The 18,180-nt window shown below is 60.7% G+C and carries 18 protein-coding genes; 4 read left to right on the top strand and 14 right to left on the bottom strand.

From position 1 onward, the window contains the following. The 6 genes from soxB to NR187_RS11785 all read right to left on the bottom strand — a co-directional run bounded on the left by soxB (position 1) and on the right by NR187_RS11785 (position 4,499). On the bottom strand, positions 1 to 1,692 hold the full coding sequence (gene soxB, locus NR187_RS11760) for a thiosulfohydrolase SoxB (protein ID WP_256806532.1): 1,692 nt from the start codon (positions 1,690 to 1,692) through the stop codon (positions 1 to 3). A 33-nt stretch (positions 1,693 to 1,725) separates the two neighbouring features. Further along, positions 1,726 to 2,550 carry a sulfur oxidation c-type cytochrome SoxA gene (soxA, locus tag NR187_RS11765; RefSeq protein ID WP_211382543.1) on the bottom strand — a complete coding sequence of 275 codons (825 nt, stop codon included), beginning with the start codon at positions 2,548 to 2,550 and terminating at the stop codon, positions 1,726 to 1,728. Between the two features lie 32 nt (positions 2,551 to 2,582). Next, positions 2,583 to 2,909: a thiosulfate oxidation carrier complex protein SoxZ gene (soxZ, locus tag NR187_RS11770; RefSeq protein ID WP_211382542.1), complete on the bottom strand. Its 327-nt coding sequence runs from the start codon at positions 2,907 to 2,909 to the stop codon at positions 2,583 to 2,585. 16 nt (positions 2,910 to 2,925) lie between these two features. Further along, positions 2,926 to 3,378 carry a thiosulfate oxidation carrier protein SoxY gene (soxY, locus tag NR187_RS11775; RefSeq protein WP_211382541.1) on the bottom strand — a complete coding sequence of 151 codons (453 nt, stop codon included), beginning with the start codon at positions 3,376 to 3,378 and terminating at the stop codon, positions 2,926 to 2,928. 19 nt (positions 3,379 to 3,397) lie between these two features. After that, complete coding sequence (gene soxX, locus NR187_RS11780; RefSeq protein WP_256806533.1) at positions 3,398 to 3,841, bottom strand: sulfur oxidation c-type cytochrome SoxX; 444 nt, start codon at positions 3,839 to 3,841, stop codon at positions 3,398 to 3,400. Between the two features lie 133 nt (positions 3,842 to 3,974). Beyond that, positions 3,975 to 4,499, bottom strand: a complete 525-nt coding sequence (locus NR187_RS11785) for a thioredoxin family protein (RefSeq protein ID WP_249128980.1) — start codon at positions 4,497 to 4,499, stop codon at positions 3,975 to 3,977. A gap of 144 nt (positions 4,500 to 4,643) precedes the next feature. On the opposite strand from NR187_RS11785, the gene NR187_RS11790 reads away from it, so the two are divergent. Then, a complete protein-coding gene (locus tag NR187_RS11790; RefSeq protein ID WP_211382538.1) occupies positions 4,644 to 5,357 on the top strand; it encodes a hypothetical protein in 714 nt (237 codons plus the stop codon). On the opposite strand, the gene NR187_RS11795 is transcribed toward NR187_RS11790, so the two are convergent. Continuing rightward, the gene (locus tag NR187_RS11795; RefSeq protein ID WP_211382537.1) at positions 5,358 to 6,089 is read right to left on the bottom strand and encodes a cytochrome c biogenesis CcdA family protein; all 732 of its coding nucleotides are present in this window, start codon (positions 6,087 to 6,089) and stop codon (positions 5,358 to 5,360) included. A 77-nt stretch (positions 6,090 to 6,166) separates the two neighbouring features. Here NR187_RS11795 and NR187_RS11800 point away from each other — a divergent pair, with 77 nt between their 5' ends. The 3 genes from NR187_RS11800 to NR187_RS11810 all read left to right on the top strand — a co-directional run bounded on the left by NR187_RS11800 (position 6,167) and on the right by NR187_RS11810 (position 8,085). Continuing rightward, positions 6,167 to 6,547: a thioredoxin gene (locus NR187_RS11800; protein WP_211382536.1), complete on the top strand. Its 381-nt coding sequence runs from the start codon at positions 6,167 to 6,169 to the stop codon at positions 6,545 to 6,547. Between the two features lie 24 nt (positions 6,548 to 6,571). Further along, positions 6,572 to 6,922: a metalloregulator ArsR/SmtB family transcription factor gene (locus NR187_RS11805; RefSeq protein WP_211382535.1), complete on the top strand. Its 351-nt coding sequence runs from the start codon at positions 6,572 to 6,574 to the stop codon at positions 6,920 to 6,922. A 77-nt stretch (positions 6,923 to 6,999) separates the two neighbouring features. Further along, positions 7,000 to 8,085: a YeeE/YedE family protein gene (locus NR187_RS11810; RefSeq protein WP_211382534.1), complete on the top strand. Its 1,086-nt coding sequence runs from the start codon at positions 7,000 to 7,002 to the stop codon at positions 8,083 to 8,085. 207 nt (positions 8,086 to 8,292) lie between these two features. Here the strand turns inward: NR187_RS11810 and NR187_RS11815 are convergent, their stop codons facing one another. The 7 genes from NR187_RS11815 to NR187_RS11845 all read right to left on the bottom strand — a co-directional run bounded on the left by NR187_RS11815 (position 8,293) and on the right by NR187_RS11845 (position 18,110). Beyond that, entirely contained in the window at positions 8,293 to 8,841 is a 549-nt protein-coding gene (locus NR187_RS11815) for a DUF6789 family protein (RefSeq protein ID WP_372703044.1), read from the bottom strand. Between the two features lie 155 nt (positions 8,842 to 8,996). Continuing rightward, the gene (gene arsA / locus NR187_RS11820) at positions 8,997 to 10,751 is read right to left on the bottom strand and encodes an arsenical pump-driving ATPase (protein ID WP_256806587.1); all 1,755 of its coding nucleotides are present in this window, start codon (positions 10,749 to 10,751) and stop codon (positions 8,997 to 8,999) included. A gap of 167 nt (positions 10,752 to 10,918) precedes the next feature. After that, complete coding sequence (locus NR187_RS11825; protein WP_211382532.1) at positions 10,919 to 11,980, bottom strand: AI-2E family transporter; 1,062 nt, start codon at positions 11,978 to 11,980, stop codon at positions 10,919 to 10,921. A gap of 66 nt (positions 11,981 to 12,046) precedes the next feature. Continuing rightward, on the bottom strand, positions 12,047 to 12,364 hold the full coding sequence (locus NR187_RS11830; RefSeq protein WP_211382531.1) for a DUF3240 family protein: 318 nt from the start codon (positions 12,362 to 12,364) through the stop codon (positions 12,047 to 12,049). Further along, positions 12,361 to 15,438, bottom strand: a complete 3,078-nt coding sequence (locus NR187_RS11835; protein ID WP_211382530.1) for an efflux RND transporter permease subunit — start codon at positions 15,436 to 15,438, stop codon at positions 12,361 to 12,363. The genes NR187_RS11830 and NR187_RS11835 overlap by 4 nt, the downstream gene beginning before the upstream one ends. Next, positions 15,438 to 16,574: an efflux RND transporter periplasmic adaptor subunit gene (locus NR187_RS11840; protein WP_211382529.1), complete on the bottom strand. Its 1,137-nt coding sequence runs from the start codon at positions 16,572 to 16,574 to the stop codon at positions 15,438 to 15,440. The genes NR187_RS11835 and NR187_RS11840 overlap by 1 nt, the downstream gene beginning before the upstream one ends. Before the next feature lie 372 nt (positions 16,575 to 16,946). After that, positions 16,947 to 18,110, bottom strand: a complete 1,164-nt coding sequence (locus tag NR187_RS11845) for an OpgC domain-containing protein (protein ID WP_306235319.1) — start codon at positions 18,108 to 18,110, stop codon at positions 16,947 to 16,949. Positions 18,111 to 18,180: the final 70 nt, after the last annotated feature.

Below are 18,180 nucleotides of genomic sequence, written 5' to 3' on the forward strand. Positions count from 1 at the left end.
TCAAGCTCCGGTGACCTTGACGGCACGATTGGGCTCGAGCCGCACGGTTTTCTGTCGGGTCAGGTAGTTCGCAACCACATCCCAGATCGCAGGGCCTTCCGTTCCCTCGTTCACGCTGGCCCAGCCTGCCACCTGGTATTCCCGGCCTGCCTCGATCGGAGCTCCGGTCTTGACGAGCTGCATGGCGGTAATGCGCTGGCCCTGCGGCTTGGCGACGTCGATGGCGTAGGCGAGACCTCCGATCCGCACCATGTCGCCGCCCTGCTGATAGTAGGGATCGACGTTGAAGAGGTTGTCGGCGACGTCCTCGATGATCTCCTTCAGCCGCGCGCCAGTCATGCCCATGCGATAGACTGCGGGGTAGGTGATCGCGGTTGCGTTGGTCACGTCCTCGAAAGTGATGTCCTGTCCGGGCAGCACGCTGGTACCCCAGCGGAAGCCGGGCGACAGCGCGATCTCCGCATCGCGCTCCTGCAACAGCGCCTGGCAGATGAGATCGTCGAAAGTCCCGTTGAAATTGCCACGCCGGTAGAGCAGAGACTCCGTCTTGCCGAGAATCTTGCCGAGCTCTCCGGCGAACGGCTTGCGCACCTCGGCGATCTTGGCCGCCATCTCCTCGTCCGGCGCGATGGCGTCGGAAAAGAGCGGAATCAGCTTGTAGCGGAACGCCTTCACCTCGCCGTCGCGCACGTCGAGATCGAGACGCGAGACGAACTTGCCGGACGAGCCGGACGCGATCAGCAGGGTCTTGCCAACCTTCACCGCCTCCGGCAGCGCATCATGCGTGTGCCCGGTGAGGATAACGTCGAGCCCCTTGACGCGGCTGGCTAGCTTGCGATCAACATCGAATCCGTTATGCGACAGCAGCACCACGAGCTGCGCGCCGCCCTTGCGAGCCTTGTCGACCTGCGCCTGGACGTCCTCCTCGCGCACGCCGAAAGACCAGTTCGGAATCATCCAACGCGGGTTGGCGACCGGCGTATACGGAAACGCCTGGCCCAGCACAGCGATCTTGACCCCGCCGCGCTCGAGCATGGTGGAGGCATCGAACGCCGCCTCGTTCCACTCGGTGTCGCGGATGTTCAGCCCAAGAAACGGGAAACCCAGACCTTCGATCGCCTGCTTGACCCGCTCGGCGCCATAGGTGAACTCCCAATGGCCGGTCATCGCGTCCGGCTTCAGCAGGGCCATGCAGTCGATCATGTCCTGGCCGCGCGTTTTCAGAGACGACCACGAGCCTTGCCAGGTGTCGCCGCCGTCAAGCAGCACGACCTTATCGCCGCGCTCGGCGCGGATCGACTTGATCACGGTAGCGGCGCGATCCAGTCCGCCGATCTTGCCATAGTTCTTCGCCAGCGCCTCGAAATCCTCGGACGTCAACGCATAGGCAGCCGACGAGCCGGGCGCGATGCCGAACCGTGACAGGAACTCAGCGCCCGTAACGTGCGGCGGCAGTCCCTTCGCTTCCCCGACGCCGAGATTGGTCGAGGGTTCGCGAAAGTAGAGCGGCATCAGCTGGCCGTGGATGTCGGTGACATGCACGAGCGTTACGTTGCCGAGCGGCTCGAATGCCAGCAGGTCCTTCTGCGTCAGCCGTTGCTGGGCGGCAGCCCGGCCAAGGCCCAGACCTGTTCCACCAGCAAGCGCGGCCGTCGCTGCGGCAACCTGAATGAATTCACGGCGCGAGATCATCCGTTCCGTTCCCTTGCATGCCTTCCAGATGGCTCAGTTGCGGACCGAAGGGGTCTCCACCGGCAGTCCAATGCCGCGCCAACCGACATAAAGCTCGAGCGCGAGAAACTCGTCGGAAAGCGGCTTGAAGGGCTCGGCGCGGACGTCGAACATGCAGCCCTCGAAGCGTTCGTGCAGCGGGACCAGGCGCTGATCCCGCAATCGGTAAGTGGGAAAGCCGTTGGTCTGCCCCTGGCTCAGGAAGTCGGCGCGCATGAACTTGCCGTTGTTGCGCTCGTGGCAGGACGCGCAGGCGAGATCGAGCTGTCCATAGCGGGTGTAGTAGATCTGCTTGCCGCGCTCGAACCAGGGTGACATCGGGCCGTCGGTCTTCACCGCCACCGGCATTCCGTGCGACTGGTACCGCACGAAAGTGGTCATATCGGTGAGCGCCTGTGACTTGAATGCCCAAGGCTCCGCCTTCATGTGTTCGCTGCGGCACATGTTGATGCGCTGCTCGAGATTGACCGGCTTCTTCAGCTTGTCGTCCCACTTCGGCATGGCGGCGCCGACACCCTTCATGGACTTCTCTGCCTCGCCATGGCAGCTCATGCACGACTTGCCTTCGCTGCCTTCGACTTTCTTCCAGACATCGGCGGCGCGCTCGACGGCGAGAAAGCCCGGGTTCTCGAGGTCGTCGTCCTGCACCGCCCGGGTCTCCTTGGTGCGGAATTCGTAACCCGAGATGATGGTCTTGAAGACGTGTCCGGGAGGCGCAGGTATGCCCTTTCGCCCGGCATCCTGAGCGGCAGCGGGTACGCCAGCCAGCGCGGTTATGGCAACGACGGCGGCCAGCAGGCCGACATGACGATACGGCATTCGCGCTCTCCGTTCTGATTTGATCGTGGGGATCAAGCTTTGATCGCGATCTTTTCCTCGGCCGTGATCACCGTGCCGTCATCGTCGGTCCATGCGAACTTGAACGTGCCGTCCTCGTCGACCCGCGCGGTGAACTGGATGTACGGGTTGGCCGAGATCGCGGGCTCGAGCGCGCAAGCGAAGACAGGCTTGCCGTTGAACTCGCAGCTGAACTTGTTGATGATCTTTCTCGGAATCGGCTTTCCCTGCGCGTCCTTGCGCTGACCGGATTCCATCACGTGCGAAACCAGGGTCTTGATCTGGATGATCTCGCCCTTGGTGGCCTCCTTGGGAAGCTTGATGCGCGGTTTGTCTGCCATGATCGTTTCCCCTCTGTCAGCCGCCGCAGCCGCCGATGGTCACCTTCACCGTCTTCTGCTCGGTGAACAGCGAACCGTCGCTCATTTTCGCGAGTGCGATCACGTTCTGGGTCGCGGCCAGCCGGATACGGACCGCAGCCTCCGCCTTGCCGGAGAGCGGCGAGAACATCAGCGTGGCAACACCGGCATTCGGATTGCCGTCCGCAATCAGCATCACTTCCTTGACGTAAGACTCCGCGGTCATCGGGCTCTGGACGGTCAACGACAGGGGGACCGTGTTGCCGTTCTCTGCAATCTCGGGCAAATCGAGTGAAATCTTGCCCTTCGCCGCTTCCTTTCCGCCGGTGAACTTCGCGATCCATTGCGCGGCATCGTTCGACACCTGCGCATCGGCAGCCATTGGCACCAGGGTCAGCGCGACGAAGCCGCCCCCGAGCGCGAATGCCTGCCTTCGACTGATGGGCTTCATCTCAATTTCTCCTGGGGCATCATTTTAGTGTTTCGAGAAATGCGACCACATCCTCGACCTGCGCGGCCGAAAGAATGGTCTTGCCGGCAAATTCGGGGCGCACGCGGCTCAGGCCTTCGTTCTTGTAGAACGCCGGCATCACGGTGTCGGTGAAGATGAGCTTGGGATCGGCCACGATGAGCCTGAGTTGCGCCTCGGTGTAGCGGCCGGCCACACCGTCGAGCGACGGGCCGAACTCGCCGTGGAATTCCTCGGACTTGAGGCTCGTCACTTGATGACAGGCGAGACAGTTACCGAGCGTGCGCGCCAGGAAAACTTTCTTCCCTGCATCGGCATTGCCCGGCGCGCCGCTCAAGGATTTCGGGAGCGAGTCGTTGACGACATCGAGCTTGACGGGTTGCTGCGCCGTCGCGGCGGCTGCAGAAACGGCAAGCAGGAAGGCAGCCGGCAGGAGGCGGCGCATGTTTCCATCCCTTTGCGAGACTCTCGCTTGTTGTGATGACGGACTTACGATCCCATCAAATTCACTTATTACGATATTTGTATATAATGGACGATGTCAAGGACATTTCTGCGACTGTCCGCAGCCGCCCCGCCTACCCCTTCGGGTGCTCCAGAAAGTCGCGGAAACTGCCCCGCCTGTAGCCTTCCTCGCGCACGAAGTGAAACATGGCAAGGAAGTGCTGCGGCTTCAGATAGCCGGGCGCCCGGGCGACTTCGCGCGCAGCGGGCTCCTTGCGGCCGATGCCGTCAGCCGTCGCCGGAAAGAACTGAAACGTGGGAGTGAACCGGATGCCGTATTTCTGCGCCAGGTCCCTTTCGGCAAGTTCGGTCCCGTCGAAGTCGACGACCTTGCGCGAGCCGATCAGGTTGAGCTGCAAGACTTCAAAATTGTCTCGAATATAGCCCGCGATCGCCGGGTCGGCGAAGTTCACAAGGTGCGTTTCGCGGCAATATGGACAGCCGCGCAGCTCCCACATGACGGCAAGCCGCTTGCGGTTTGAAGCAGCCGTCTCGAGATCCTCGCGAAGGTCGAGAAAGCTCTGCAAGAACCATGGCTGGTGATAGAGCCCATCGTCGCCCAGCATCGCCTCCGCGCGCGCAACGGATGATTGCATCATCACGAGCACCACGGGAGCGAACGCGAGAAATCCGCGTCTGGTGAGGCCGTTTGGTGTTGCGATGGAAAGGTGCATCCTGCCTGCTTGCACATTATAGAATTGCGTTCATGATATTCGAATATTAGAATATGACAAGGATTTCCGATGTTGCGGCGCGTCACGACGATATTGCTGTGGCTCACTTTGAATGTCGCTGCCGCGGGCGCGGAAGCTCCCCCGGAATTCGCCAACGGGATCGTTCCTGTGATGGCAAATCTGCGCACGGCCATGAGCTATGCGAGGACGGGTAACATCGCACTCGCGCAGATCGAGATCAGCGATGCCCTGGTCGGCTGGAAGCAGTTGCAGCACTTCAACGGCACGGCAATACCTCCGTATCCACCGGTCGCATTGGATGCTTTTCTCACAACAGGGCAGGAACAGCTCATTGCCGCCGACCGTGCACTCGACCGCGGCGATGCCGACAGCGCGATCAGGGAAGTGCAAGGCCTGCGACGCGCGCTTCGCGAGCTGCGACGTCACTCCGGCCTTTACGATCTCAGCGACTGTGTCTTCGAACTCGGGCCTGCAATGACCACGCTTCGCGACGAAGCGACGCGATTCGGCGAACAACTTCCTCATCGGGCCGAAGGGACGGTTGCGGCCGCCAGCGTGTTCGGCGACCGGTTGCAGCGCTGTAACGACTGGGCGAGCGTCGAAATCTCGAAGCAGTCTGAGTTTCGCCGGCTGATCGACGGCGCTATCGCAAGCTCCGGCGAGATATCCCGCGCCGCGCTCTCCGGCGACGCTCCGCTTGTCCATCGTTACCTGATCGAGCTGCAATCCTTCGCCCAACTCCTCGACTTTCGCTTCGGCTAGTCAACCGACGTTGGTCAGCCCGGGGAAGCGCTCGAGCAGCCATTGAGAAATCCAGGGCATGAAGCCCGAGAGAAACACGAGGCCCGTCGCTACGAGAAACACGCCCATCGCCCTTTCGATGGTCCCCAGGTGCCTGCGCGCGCGTCCAAGCCACGCGATGAAATGGCCGGTAAAGGCGGCGGCGATCATGAAGGGAACGCCAGTCCCCGCGGAATAGGACAGCAGCAGCAGCGCACCGCGACCGGTCGTATCTTCGGAGCCCGCCATCAGCAGCACCGCTGCAAGGATCGGCCCGGCACAAGGCGTCCACCCGAACGCAAAGGCAAGTCCCATCACGAATGCTCCGGCAAGACCCGCCGGCTTATTCTCGATCTGGACGGTCGCGCTACGGTAAAGAAGTGGAATTCTGATCAACCCCAGAAAGTGCACGCCCATGACAATGATCAGAATCCCCGCAATCGTGCCTAGCGCCGAAAGATGTGCCGAGATGAAGCGCCCCAGCAGCGTTGCGCTCGATCCAAGGGCGACGAAGACGAGGGAAAATCCAGCCACGAAACAAAGGGCGGAAAGCAGAACGCGCCCTCTTGTCCGGGCCCCCTCGGCGGGCAGGTCCGTCACCGAGACGCCGGCCATGTAGCAGAGGAAAGGCGGTACCAGCGGCAGGATGCAGGGTGAGAGAAATGAGAGAAGACCGGCAAGAAAGGCGGCGCCGAGCGAGACGTCCAGACCCATACTGCTCCGCTCCCCTCTATACGTATACGAATTTAATGATATAATACCGTCGAGAAGTCCAGAAGATACGTCCAGCGATGTCCCCTGCCCGTTTCCTATTCTTGGCAGCAATAGCCATTGCCCTGTTGCCGCTTCAGATGGGGAGCGCGCTTGCCGCCGAGCTCGTGATGTTCGAGCGCGCAGGTTGCGTGTGGTGCGCGCGGTTCAATGCCGAGATCGCACCAATCTACCCCAATACGGACGAGAGCCGATCCGCACCGCTTCGTCGCATTGACGTGGATCGACCTCTGCCGACGGACCTTGTTGGGATTGACGCCGGTCCTTTCACACCGACATTCGTGATAGTAGATAAAGGGCGTGAAGTTGGACGCATCAGGGGCTACCCGGGGGATGCGTTCTTTTTCGGGCTGCTGGACCGGATCCTTCTCAATGCGGGATTGCGGGCAGGTCAGTCCTGACGGTGCGAAAGGAATGAGCAAGACATGCCGCTGCCGAAGTTGAAGGATATCGAGGGCTCGGCCGAGCTCGAGCAGATGATCGAGAGGGCACGCGAGGCGAGCGACATGCTGAAGGCGCTCTCGCATGAATCACGGCTGTTGCTGCTCTGCATTCTCGCCGAGGGGGAGAAATCGGTCACGGAGCTCGAGCAATTTCTCGGTGAACGCCAGTCGACAGTGTCCCAGCAGCTCGCGCGCCTCCGACTCGATCGCCTGGTGACGACCCGTCGCGACGGCAAGGCCATCTACTACAGCCTGGCGAATGACGACGTGCGCAAGATTCTGACCGCGATCTACGACGTGTTCTGCGAGCCGGTACGCCGCCGACGACGCTGACGCCGGGATTGCTCTGGATTCCTGGTCCTTCCTGGCGCAGACTGCCCGAAGCGAACGACAAGGAAAATCCGGAGGATATGCTCACCCTCTCTCAGGTCAGCCTGGTGTGCGGGCTGCTCGCCGGCGCTGCGCTTGGTGTCGCCGGTCGCGCGGGTCGCTTCTGCACGCTTGCGATGCTGGAGGATGCCTTCTATGCGTCCGATACGCGCCGGCTGAAGTCGTTTGCGTTCGCTGCCGGGATTGCATTGCTCCTGACCCAGTCGATGGCGGCGCTTGGTCTCATCGACCTTTCCACGTCGATCTACTTGTCTTCCTCAATCGGACTGGGCGGAGCAATCATAGGCGGGCTGGCCTTCGGCATCGGGATGGCTCTGGTGGGCACGTGCGGTTTTGGGACACTGGTGCGAATCGGCGGCGGAGATCTCAGGGCAATCGTCGCTTATCTCGTGATAGGCATTTCCGCCCTCGCAGCAATGCGTGGATTGACCGGCTTCATGCGGCTCGCCCTGATCGAGCCCCTCTCCGTCCGGCTTCCCGAAGGCACGACACAAAGTCTCGACTCCCTGCTCGCGCCGGTTTTCGGGACTCACGCACGGGCCATCGTGGCGAGTTGCGTGTCGCTTTCGCTGGTCGGCTGGGCCTTGGCTGACGGCCACCTCCTTCGCTCGCGGCGCTTGCTGTTTGCCGGCGGCACCGCGGGGCTGGCGGTCGCCTTTGGCTGGTTCGCGACCGGCTGGCTCGGCCACGACGAGTTCGACCCCGATCGTCTGGCCTCTCTCACCTTCGTCGCCCCGCTTGGAAACAGTATTCTGTACGTTGCGACGTTCTCTGGCAGTCGCGCCGACTTCGGCATCGGGTCGGTTGCGGGTGTCGTCCTCGGATCATTTCTCGCCGCGCTGTTTTCGCGCGGCTTCCGCTGGGAGGCCTGCGACGACGCTCGTGAGCTGAAGCGTCACATGATCGGCGCCCTGCTGATGGGAACGGGCGGCATCCTGTCTATGGGCTGCACCATCGGACAAGGCCTTTCCGCATTCTCCACACTCGCTCTCTCCGCGCCCATCACGATGCTGGCCATCGCCTGCGGAGCGCGGCTTGGCCTCGAATATACGATGACCGGAGAATGGTGGCCGGCGATCCGGCGGATGTTTGGTGCGTCAGCATAGAGAGAGACGAAACAGGCTCGCCGGGCTCAGCCGGGTTTGCCCGGCATGCAGCGTATGGATCAACCAGCCTTAGGTATCGACGATACGCTCGAGCGATTCTCGAGTTATGCTGGACTATCGATTGAAGAAACGAGGAATTTCAATTCGGATCTTGCGCCACGGCGATCAGGTCGATTGGGCTTCCGTTGGTTGATGATCCCATGCACGCTATCGTCTCGCTCCTTCAGATCGCTCCAGTACGCCGTAAACTGATCCCATCGCCAGACTATACGTTGTGAGCATGGCCAACGAAAACATCGCAGGCCAAAAGCCCAGTCCGGTTGAGGTTGCAAACGAGCCGAGACCGATCATCGGAAACGCCAGGAGATTCATCACCAGCCAACCGCAGATGCCGAAGACCAGTCCCTTGGACGTGCCGCTGCCCCCGGGCAGATATCGATAGAGATACCCAAAGACGAGGCCGATCACGGTCGATCCGTTGAAAAACGAAACCAGCCAAAGGATTCCTGGGTGAATGTCGTGCCCGAACAAGTGGCCTGCAGCCATCTGGAAGTTCTCGTAGGGCTGGAATGACGGCAGGATTCCGGCCTTGGCCTTGAAGTACATGAGCGCCGTCGAAGCGGCGCTACCGCAAAATCCAGATATGGCGGACTTCCAGATCCACTCCCACGCCGTGTGAATTCGGCGAGGAGGTGTCGTTAGCCCCGTTTTTTGCAGCTCCGTTGTTTGCATGGCTAAACAGTTTGCAAGGTGCATTTCCAATCACGTTGATCTGCGTCAAACAGCTGGAGTGCGGTCCGGCATTTGCGCGAAGCAGGCCCCCCACAGATGTCCGCTCTTCATTTGCCAACGGTGCCAACTCGACGTATCGGGAGCTCGTTGGTCGTCGGATGAACTTGGATTCTGGACGTTCATGACAGAGTCCGGAGTTCGTCCACTCCGATCGGCGGCTTGTTTCGCCATCCAATAATGAAGGCCCGCTTTGTAAGCCTGTTTCGAACGCGAGCGATCTGCGTTCGCTCATGATCGAGCCGAAGCCGCAGCAGAGGATCGCGAGTCCCCGAGACGGCGAGGCTCTTGTTGATGACCCAGCCGAACGGATCGATACCGGCACGCCGCAGGTCATCCTGAAGGGAAGCGGCCTCGGAAACGGGCGTCGTCTCCGGCAGCGTAACCAGGATCACCTTTGTGTATGCGGGGTCCTGCAGCCTCATCAGCGGGGTAACGATACGCCCCGATCCGCCCGGTGCAAGTTGGCTGGTCATCTGGCGATGATAGGCGCCGGTCGCATCCAGCAGGAGCAGTGTGTGGCCAGTTGGCGCAGTATCGAGCACCACGAACGCGCTCCGGGCCTCCGCAACAACGTGCGAGAAGGCATGGAACACGGCGACCTCCTCGGTACATGGCGAAGCAAGGTCCTCGACGAGCAGGGCCTTGCCTTGCTCGTCGAGGTCACGGCCCCGGCTCGCCAATATCTTCGCGACATACCGCTCTGTCTCGACCCGCGGGTCGATCCGGTCGACCGTCAGGCCGGGCATAACGCCATCAACGACGAAGGCAACGTGAGCTGCAGGATCGGTCGTGCTGAGGTGGACCGCATGGCCTCGCTTGGCCAATCCCACGGCGACAGCGGCAGCGATCGTCGTCTTTCCGACGCCACCCTTCCCCATGACCATGACGAGGCCGTGCTTGCCCAGCGCAATTTCATCGACCAACCGCTCAAGACTCGGCGGGTCAATTGTCTCTGGGTCTGACTTGATAATTGCACCTGACGGTTGACTGGAGGGCGACAGGAGCCCCCTCAGTGCCGTCAGGCCGACGATGTCGAAAGCGACCAATGGAATTTCGTCTCGCGGCAGTTTTTTGAGAGAGGCAGGCATTGCCGCCAACGCCTCGTCCTGATCCCGCTCGAGGGCAACTGCGACGGCATCCGTCGGGTCCGAGGCGTGGAAACGCCCATTCACCACGAGGAGCTGGTTCGACAGATTGAGCCCGTCGAGTTCGCCGGCCGTCCTGGCCGCTTCACGGATCGCACCCCGGTCGGCGCGAGTGACCAGGACGATGGTGGTCCGCGCGGAATCACCCAGCGCCTCGAGCGCCTTGCGAAAGCGATTCTCCTGCATCTTCAGACCCGAGTGTGGCCCGAGGCAGGACGCTCCCCGATCATTATCCTTGAGAAAGCCGGTCCATGCCTTTGGGAGGCTGAGGAGGCGTAGCGTGTGGCCGGTCGGGGCGGTGTCGAATATGATGTGATCGAAGCCCGCAATATCGCCGTCGAGCAGCCCTACAAATTCGTCGAAGGCGGCAATTTCAGTGGTGCATGCGCCGGACAGTTGCTCGCGCACGGTCGACCGCTCGGGAGCGGTAACTTGCGGTCCGAGCTGTTCAAGGACCCGTGCACGATAACTCTCCGCAGCAGCCTCGGGATCGATATTCATCGCCGAAAGTCCGGTCACGTTTGGCACCGGCGTTGGGCGATCGGTCAGACCGACCTCGAGCATCTCGTCGAGGTTCGAGGCAGGATCGGTGCTGACGAGAAGAACGCGAAGTCCGCGGTCCGCAAGGGCAACGGCGGTGGCGCACGCAAGAGACGTCTTACCAACACCGCCCTTTCCTGTAAAAAACAGATACGGCGTCGGAGCATTCAACGCGCGAAAGTGAGACATCATAAGCTATTCCACTCAAGCCCCCCCGCGTGGTTGGCCTCGGTCGGGACCCGGGGATTAGATAGCAGCGCTCCAAATCCTTGTTGCGATGGATCAACGGACGTCCGCTGAATAATCCGCTTTTCGGGCCCATGCCCTGTCATGGCCGCTTGAGCTCTTGAAAAGACTCAAGCCGCGGCGTCGTCGCTCCTCTGTCGCGAGTCCGAGAATATATCCCACAGCGCGATAAACATGGCAGCGATCACGGGGCCGATGACAAAGCCGTTGAGACCGAAGGCTTCGATCCCGCCAAGCGTCGAAAAAAACACCACATAGTCGGGCATCTTGGTGTCTTTACCCACGAGCATCGGCCGTAGGAAATTGTCCACCAGGCCAATGACGAAGGCACCGTAGGCAATCAGGACGATGCCCTGCCAGATAGCGCCGGTTGCAAGTAGATAGATCGCCACCGGCATCCAGACCAAGCCAGACCCTATCGCGGGCAGCAGCGAGAGGAAGGCCATCAAGACTGCCCACAGCAGCGATGCGTTTATACCCAGGAACCAGAATATCACTCCGCCAAGAGCACCTTGCAGCAGCGCGACGAGCAAGTCTCCCTTGACGGTCGCCCGGATAACGATGGTGAATTTGAGCAGAAGAGCGTTCAATTGTTCCGGGCGCAGCGGTATTGCGCCTTTCACGCGCCTCGACAGCGTCGTCTCGTCGCGAAACAGGAAGAACAGCAAGTACAGCATGGCGAAGAGGTTCACAAAGAACCCGAAAGTGCTTTGACCGATCTCAAGCGCCTGTGCAGCAATGAACTGGCTGCCCTTCAAGAGGGCACCAGACACTTTGTCCTGAACCCCACCAAGGCTCGCGAGGCCGAAGCGATCGAGCAGACTGGTTAGCCAGGCGGGAAGTGCATCCACAATCTGCTGGAACGACCGGACGAGATCCAGTTCGCCTGACTGGACACGCCCGTACACGGAAGATGCTTCCCGAGCCAGCGCTCCACCGACCAACGCCAACGGCAAAATGACCATCATCACGATAATCATGACCGTCAAGATAGCAGCCAGGCTGTGCCTATGATCGAGAATCTCCAACAGTCGCCGGTACAGCGGAGCAAACACCACGACCGCCACAACGCCCCAGAGAATCGCGCCGTAGAATGGCCAGAGAATCCATCCGAACGCGAGTGAGACTGCGACGACCAGGGAAAGGAACACTTTGTCTTCGAAGGTGCTCATGTAGGCTTCCTGTTGAACCGAGTGCGACCTTACACAATGCAACTCCGCTCAATCTTCAGGTTTCTCCTATTGATCGTCAATCGTGCCGAATTCCACGACTGGCGTGATCCAATAAACCAGCCTCGTTCCTGCGAACGCCGTCTTTAACCGGCCCAGCAATCGTGCAGCATCCCGCCTCTCCAGAATTGTCCGCACCAAGACCTCATCGGCGTGCCCCTTCACCTGCTCGGCCGTCGTGTGCAGCCGCACGGTCGGACCGTGGCCGGCGCTCTCTGAGGCCGTAAAACCGGATAGCAGATCGCGCTGCTCGCTGAGATAATCAAACAGTTCCTCGCGAAGCCTGCGAGCAACGACGAGCGTCAGGCAGACAGATTCAACCGTCATTTGGACCCCTTAGCCGCGCGGCCGAACCGACGATAGAGAATTGGCAGAAGTACAAGCGTCAAAAGCGTCGATGACAGCAGCCCGCCAATCACCACGATGGCCAGCGGCTTCTGAATTTCGGAGCCAGGGCCGGAGGCGAACAGCAACGGGACCAGTCCGAGCGCGGTAATGCTGGCGGTCATCAGCACCGGCCGGAGCCGGCGCTTGGCGCCCTCCATGACAATGCTCTCCTCCGGGACGCCGTGCGCGCGCAACTGATTAAAGTAGGAGACCAGCACAACGCCATTCAGAACGGCGATGCCGAGCAGCGCGATAAACCCGACTGAAGCCGGAACGGACAGGTACTCGCCCGTCAAAACGAGAGCAAAGACGCCGCCGATGAGAGCGAAGGGGATGTTTATCAGGACCATCAGCGCCTGGCGCATCGAGCCGAAGGTGGTAAAAAGCAGTACGAAAATCAGTCCAATGGCGACCGGGACGACGACCGACAGACGTGCAGCGGCGCGTTGCTGGTTTTCGTACTGGCCGCCCCAGGTCAGCCGATAGCCCTGCGGCAGCGCCAACTCTGTTGCAACCCTCTGCTGCGCAGCCTGGACGAAGCCCACCATGTCGCGACCTCGAACATTGGATCGAACCACGCTCATCCGGGTCCCGTCCTCGCGGTCTATCTTCACGGGACCGTCGACCCGATGAATACGCGCAACCTGTGAGAGGGCCACGTGCTGACCGGACGCAAGCGTCAGGGGCAAATTGGCCAGCATGGTGGGTGCTTCGCGGGTCTTCTCGCTGCCGCGCACCAGTATCGGCGTGCGGCGCCCCTCTTCAAGCGCCGTGCCGATGGTGCGCCCCTCAATCTGCGTGCGCAGCGAGGCGGCAATCGCATCCACCGCCAAGCCGAGACGACCCGCCTCCAGTCGATTGACCACAATCGTATAGTACTGCGCGCCTTCGTTGAGCGTCGTGTAAACATCCTCGGCACCATCGATGCTGGACAGGATCGCGGAGAGGCTGCTTGCAATTTCGTTGAGCTTCGCGATGTCAGGACCGAAGATCTTCACCGCGACGTCGCCACGCACGCCGCTTATCATCTCCTGGACACGCATGTCGATCGGCTGCGTAAAGCTGAGAGACAGCCCCGGAAAGTCGGCGAGCACATGCCGAAGCTGCTGAAGCAGGACGGACTTATCCGTCGTCTTCCGCTCGTTCGGCGGCTTTAAGACCAGAAACGTGTCGGTCTGATTGGGCCCCATCGGGTCGAGACCCAGCTCATCCGATCCCGTTCGGGCGATGGCACCCGCAACGTCGGATACCTGCGTCAAAATCGCGGCTTGAAGCCTGGTATTGATCGCAATTGACTGATCGAGATTGATCGACGGAATTGCCTCGACGCTGACGATAATGTCGCCTTCGTCCATGGTCGGCATGAATGTCTTGCCGAGCTGGGTGTAGGCGAAGCCCGCAGCAACGAGAGATGCCACTGCCGCCACCATCACCTTGCGTTCATTGGCCAATGCCCAGCGTAGCGCCGGCGCGTAGCCTCGTGAAGCAAGTCGAATCAGCCATGGTTCCCGATGCGGGGCCGCCTTGAGAAGAAACGAGGTAGCGACAGGAAGGACGGTGAGCGCCAGCAAAAGCGATGCGGCCAATGCAAAGATGATCGCGAGCGCCACGGGGATGAAGAGCTTTCCCTCGAGACCTTGCAACGCAAGCAGCGGCACGAAAACAATGATGATGATCATTACGCCCGTTGCAACCGGTTCGAGCACCTCGCAGACTGAACGAAACACAATGTGAATGAGCGGTGCTGTCTGTCCTTCCTGATCCTTGCTGAGGTTTCCCACGATATTTTCGACGACGACCACCAAAGCGTCGATCAACATGCCGATCGCGATCGCAAGGCCGCCCAAGCTCATCAGATTGGCCGACATCCCGACCACGCGCATGACCATCAGAGCGATCATGATCGCGAGCGGCAGGCTTAGGGCAATCACCAGCGACGCACGCCAGTTACCGAGAAACAACAGTAGCAAGACGATGACGAGGATGGTGGCTTCCCCCAGCGCCCGGACAACCGTCCCGACGGCGCGGCCAACCAGCCGGCTTCGATCGTAAAACACGTTGACGGTAACGCTCTTCGGAAGCGACGGTTGCAGCTCCTCTAGGCGCCGGCGCACATCGCTGACGAGCTGGCCGGCATTGGCACCGCGCAATCCAAGCACGAGTCCTTCGACCGTTTCGCCCCGACCGTCGATCGTGACAGCTCCATAGCGCGTCAGCGAACCGACCTGAACACGGGCGACATCGTTCACTCGGATCGGGACCCCGTCCCGGGTGTCAATGACAATCGCCTTGATGTCATCGATTGAGCGGATGCTGCCCTCGATGCGGACGAGTGCGCTGTCTTCACCCTGGTTGACGCGGCCCGCGCCATCGTTGCGGCTATTTGTCTCGATCGCCCGCCGGAACAGTTCAGACGAAATGCCGCGTGCTGCGAGTGCATCATTCAGAGGCACGATCTCGAATGCCCGGACATGACCGCCGAGCGAATTGACGTCAGCAACCCCCGGAACAGTCCGCAACGCCGGCCGGATCACCCAATCGAGCAACGTTCGACGCTCCGCCAGCGAGAGATCGGGGCTGTCGATCGTGAACATGAACATTTCGCCGAGGGGGCTAGTGATCGGAGCCAAACCACCGGTCACCCCCTCAGGCAGATCGCGCGCGATGTTCGATAAGCGCTCGGAGACCTGATTGCGCGCCCAGTAGATGTCGGTGCCATCTTCAAAGTCGAGCGTGATATCGGCGAGTGCATATTTTGTCGTCGAGCGAAGGATCTTCTTGTTGGGCAATCCGAGCAATTCAAGCTCGATCGGAACCGTGATCCGCTGTTCAACCTCTTCCGGGGTCAGGCCCGGCGCCTTCATGATGATCTTCACCTGTACGGGCGAAACGTCGGGAAATGCGTCGATCGGCAGGGTAGGCAAAACAACGACGCCTGCGCCGATGAGCAGAAGCACGCTCAAAGCGACGAACATGCGCTGCGAAAGCGCGAACGCGACCAGACGCTCAAGCATTACTCGCTGGCTCCGAGCCGCAGCAGAATTCCCCGGAGGGCCGAGATGCCGCTGACGGCCACCTCATCCTTGTCCGTAATCCCGCCCGCGACCACGACATGATCCTGATCCTCGGCGAGCAGCGTCGTGGGCACTAGGCGAAATCCGCTCTCGGTTGCAACAAAGACCGACGCATTATCACCGCGACGCACGAGCGCCGCGTACGGAATCTCCCAGGCACTTTCACCCGACGAAAGAAAGCTGATCCGCACCGCGGCAGTTTGTCCGGGGCGTAGTTCACCCGTGTTCGGCACTTCCGCGCGCACCAGGATGGTTTGGCTCGCCGCATCGGTCGTTTCCGAGACCAACACGACATGGCCCGGAGTCGCATAACCGTCGATTTCCACTTTCGCGCCGGGCCGGATAGCACGGATGCTCGATGCCGGAATCGCAATCTCGGCCCAAAGGGCCGACAATCGAGCGAGCTTGACGAGCGGCGCAGCTTGCTCCACCCGTTGGCCGGGGGAAACCACAATTTCGACCACCGTTGCCTGCTGTGGCGCTGCGACCGAAACGGTTGCCGTAATCGCCGTCTCGCTGGTCAGGCGCGCAATTGCGTCGTCTGAAAATCCGCTGAGCCGAAGCATTTGCCGCCGCTCGGCCAAGGCGATGCTTGCCTGCCGCGCTTCGGCCTGGCTGGTCTCCAGAACACGTTGCGGCACCGCCTTTCCCTCAAACAGATCCGTATTCCGTTTCAGCTGCTGGGCGGCAAGCACGTCTTGGGCGAAGGCGTGCAAATAGTCACGTTGAAGCGAGACAAAGCTAGGGCTCTCAAGCGTTACCAGCGGCCGGCCGGAGTCCACCCGGTCGCCTCGCGCGACCGATAGACTGGCGACCATACCGGCTACCGGAGCGCTCACGACCCACAATTGGGGAGTCGGGATCACGATCTGAGCGGGGTACGGCAGGGTCTGATCAGTTCGGCTCGAGACGGGATGTACGACGCGAACGCCCAGGGTTTGCGCTTGTGCGGGACTAAGCTTCACTTCCTCGTCAGCCATCGACGCGGCTGGGAGGCCGACGAACGCGAGCGCAAGCACTGCTCGCGCCAAGCTCTGCCAGGAGCGCAGGCTCAAGTTCACCGGACGGAGACGCATGATCAATGTTCCATTGTCTGCCGACGATCGAGCGACACCGGGCATCTGTGAAAGCGAGCCGCGAGTCTTGGCCGACACGACAAGAATACACCGAGGGACTACAGCACACAGTTGATCCATGTCAGCGTCATGTCGGACGCGATCTGCTATCCTGAATAGCGACGAAATCGGTCTAACGTCCGCTTTTTGCGCCCTTACAGCCATTCCTGCTGTCTGCCCGGCGCGACACTCCGCCGAGAAAGCGGAAACGAAATGCCGCCATCGGGTGCCTTCATTTGCCCGCGCTGGGTGCCGTTGCGGGCCTCACCTCAAGCGTTCTGCTTCTTGTTATCGATCTGATCGCCCAATGATGATGCTCATTGCGCTATGCCCTCAAAACAGCTTTGGCCCAGGCCGATCCTGCTTGGCAGTCCAGGTCATGAGAGTAGCCGTTCCAACCAGGAGGGCGATACCGGCAATGCCAACGGCGACTTGCATCGCGATGGTGCTGGAAGCTGTGACCAGAATGACATAGCCGAAGAATGACAGCAAAATGCTCAGGCAATACATCGCCAGCGAGTTTTCGCCGCAGCGGATCATCGCCACCGTCCATGGGTTCATCAGGCCGCGCCAGTCCCGAGGCATCAGGCGGGAGACAACGATCGCCAATGCCAGAAAGTGCAGCACCCGCAACGGTGAAAGGTGGCTTTTATCAATAGGATAAATCATTGATGAAAGCCAATCAGGCGTCATCTGTTCAAGCGCCTCAATTTGCCAACTCAACGCGATGGCAAGACTGAATGCAAGATAGAGCATCGACAGCACCAGTGCGGCGCGCGACCGGACCATTGCCCTCAACCGACCCGTCGCCTCGCACGAATACCAGGCACCAAGCACGAACAGCAATTGCCACGCCAACGGATTGAAATACAACTCGCCGCTGGGCCACGCTGGCACGTGCCAGCTGAACAGCTGCACCATCAGATAAATAAGAAGCGATGCTACCAGTGTTACCGCAGCGTTGCGGGTAAAAAGCCAAAGAAGGCCGGGAAAGGCCAGATGCAGAAGCACGAAGGTTGGCAGTATGTCGGTATTGAGGGGCGCATACTGCATCGCCGCGGCGTGGAGAATGGCCGCACCGGGATTTTCGAAGAATATCCTCGTGTTGGTCTCATCAAGATAGCGGTGACCGTCGCCGAGCAGCCAGACCAGAGCGAAATAGGCGATCAGCAATAGAAGGAACGAGGCGTAGATTTCCCCGCCTCGCCGCAGCGCGCGAACCACCGTCGTTGGCCACCCCTGTTCGCGCAACCCGCCGCCATAGGCGTGCATGCAGGTGTACCCCGATACGAACACGAACACTTCCGAGGCATCGCTAAAGCCATATTTGCGTAGGGTGAGCCAATCGAGCGAACTGTCGGGAATATGATCGATGAGGATGAACCATAGCGCCAGCCCGCGGCATGCATCCAGCCGCAGGTCACGGCCATCTCCGTCCCCGCGAAGAGACGTTTGTGCCTGGAGAGCGGATACCCAGGTTTGCGGCTTCATCGGCATGAAGGAACCCCAATTGGTGTACCAGGATGTGAGCGGAGGACGGACCGATCGGGCCGTCGCACGCGATCGG

Source organism: Bradyrhizobium sp. Bra64 (assembly GCF_024519875.1).
Taxonomy (GTDB): domain Bacteria; phylum Pseudomonadota; class Alphaproteobacteria; order Rhizobiales; family Xanthobacteraceae; genus Bradyrhizobium; species Bradyrhizobium japonicum_G.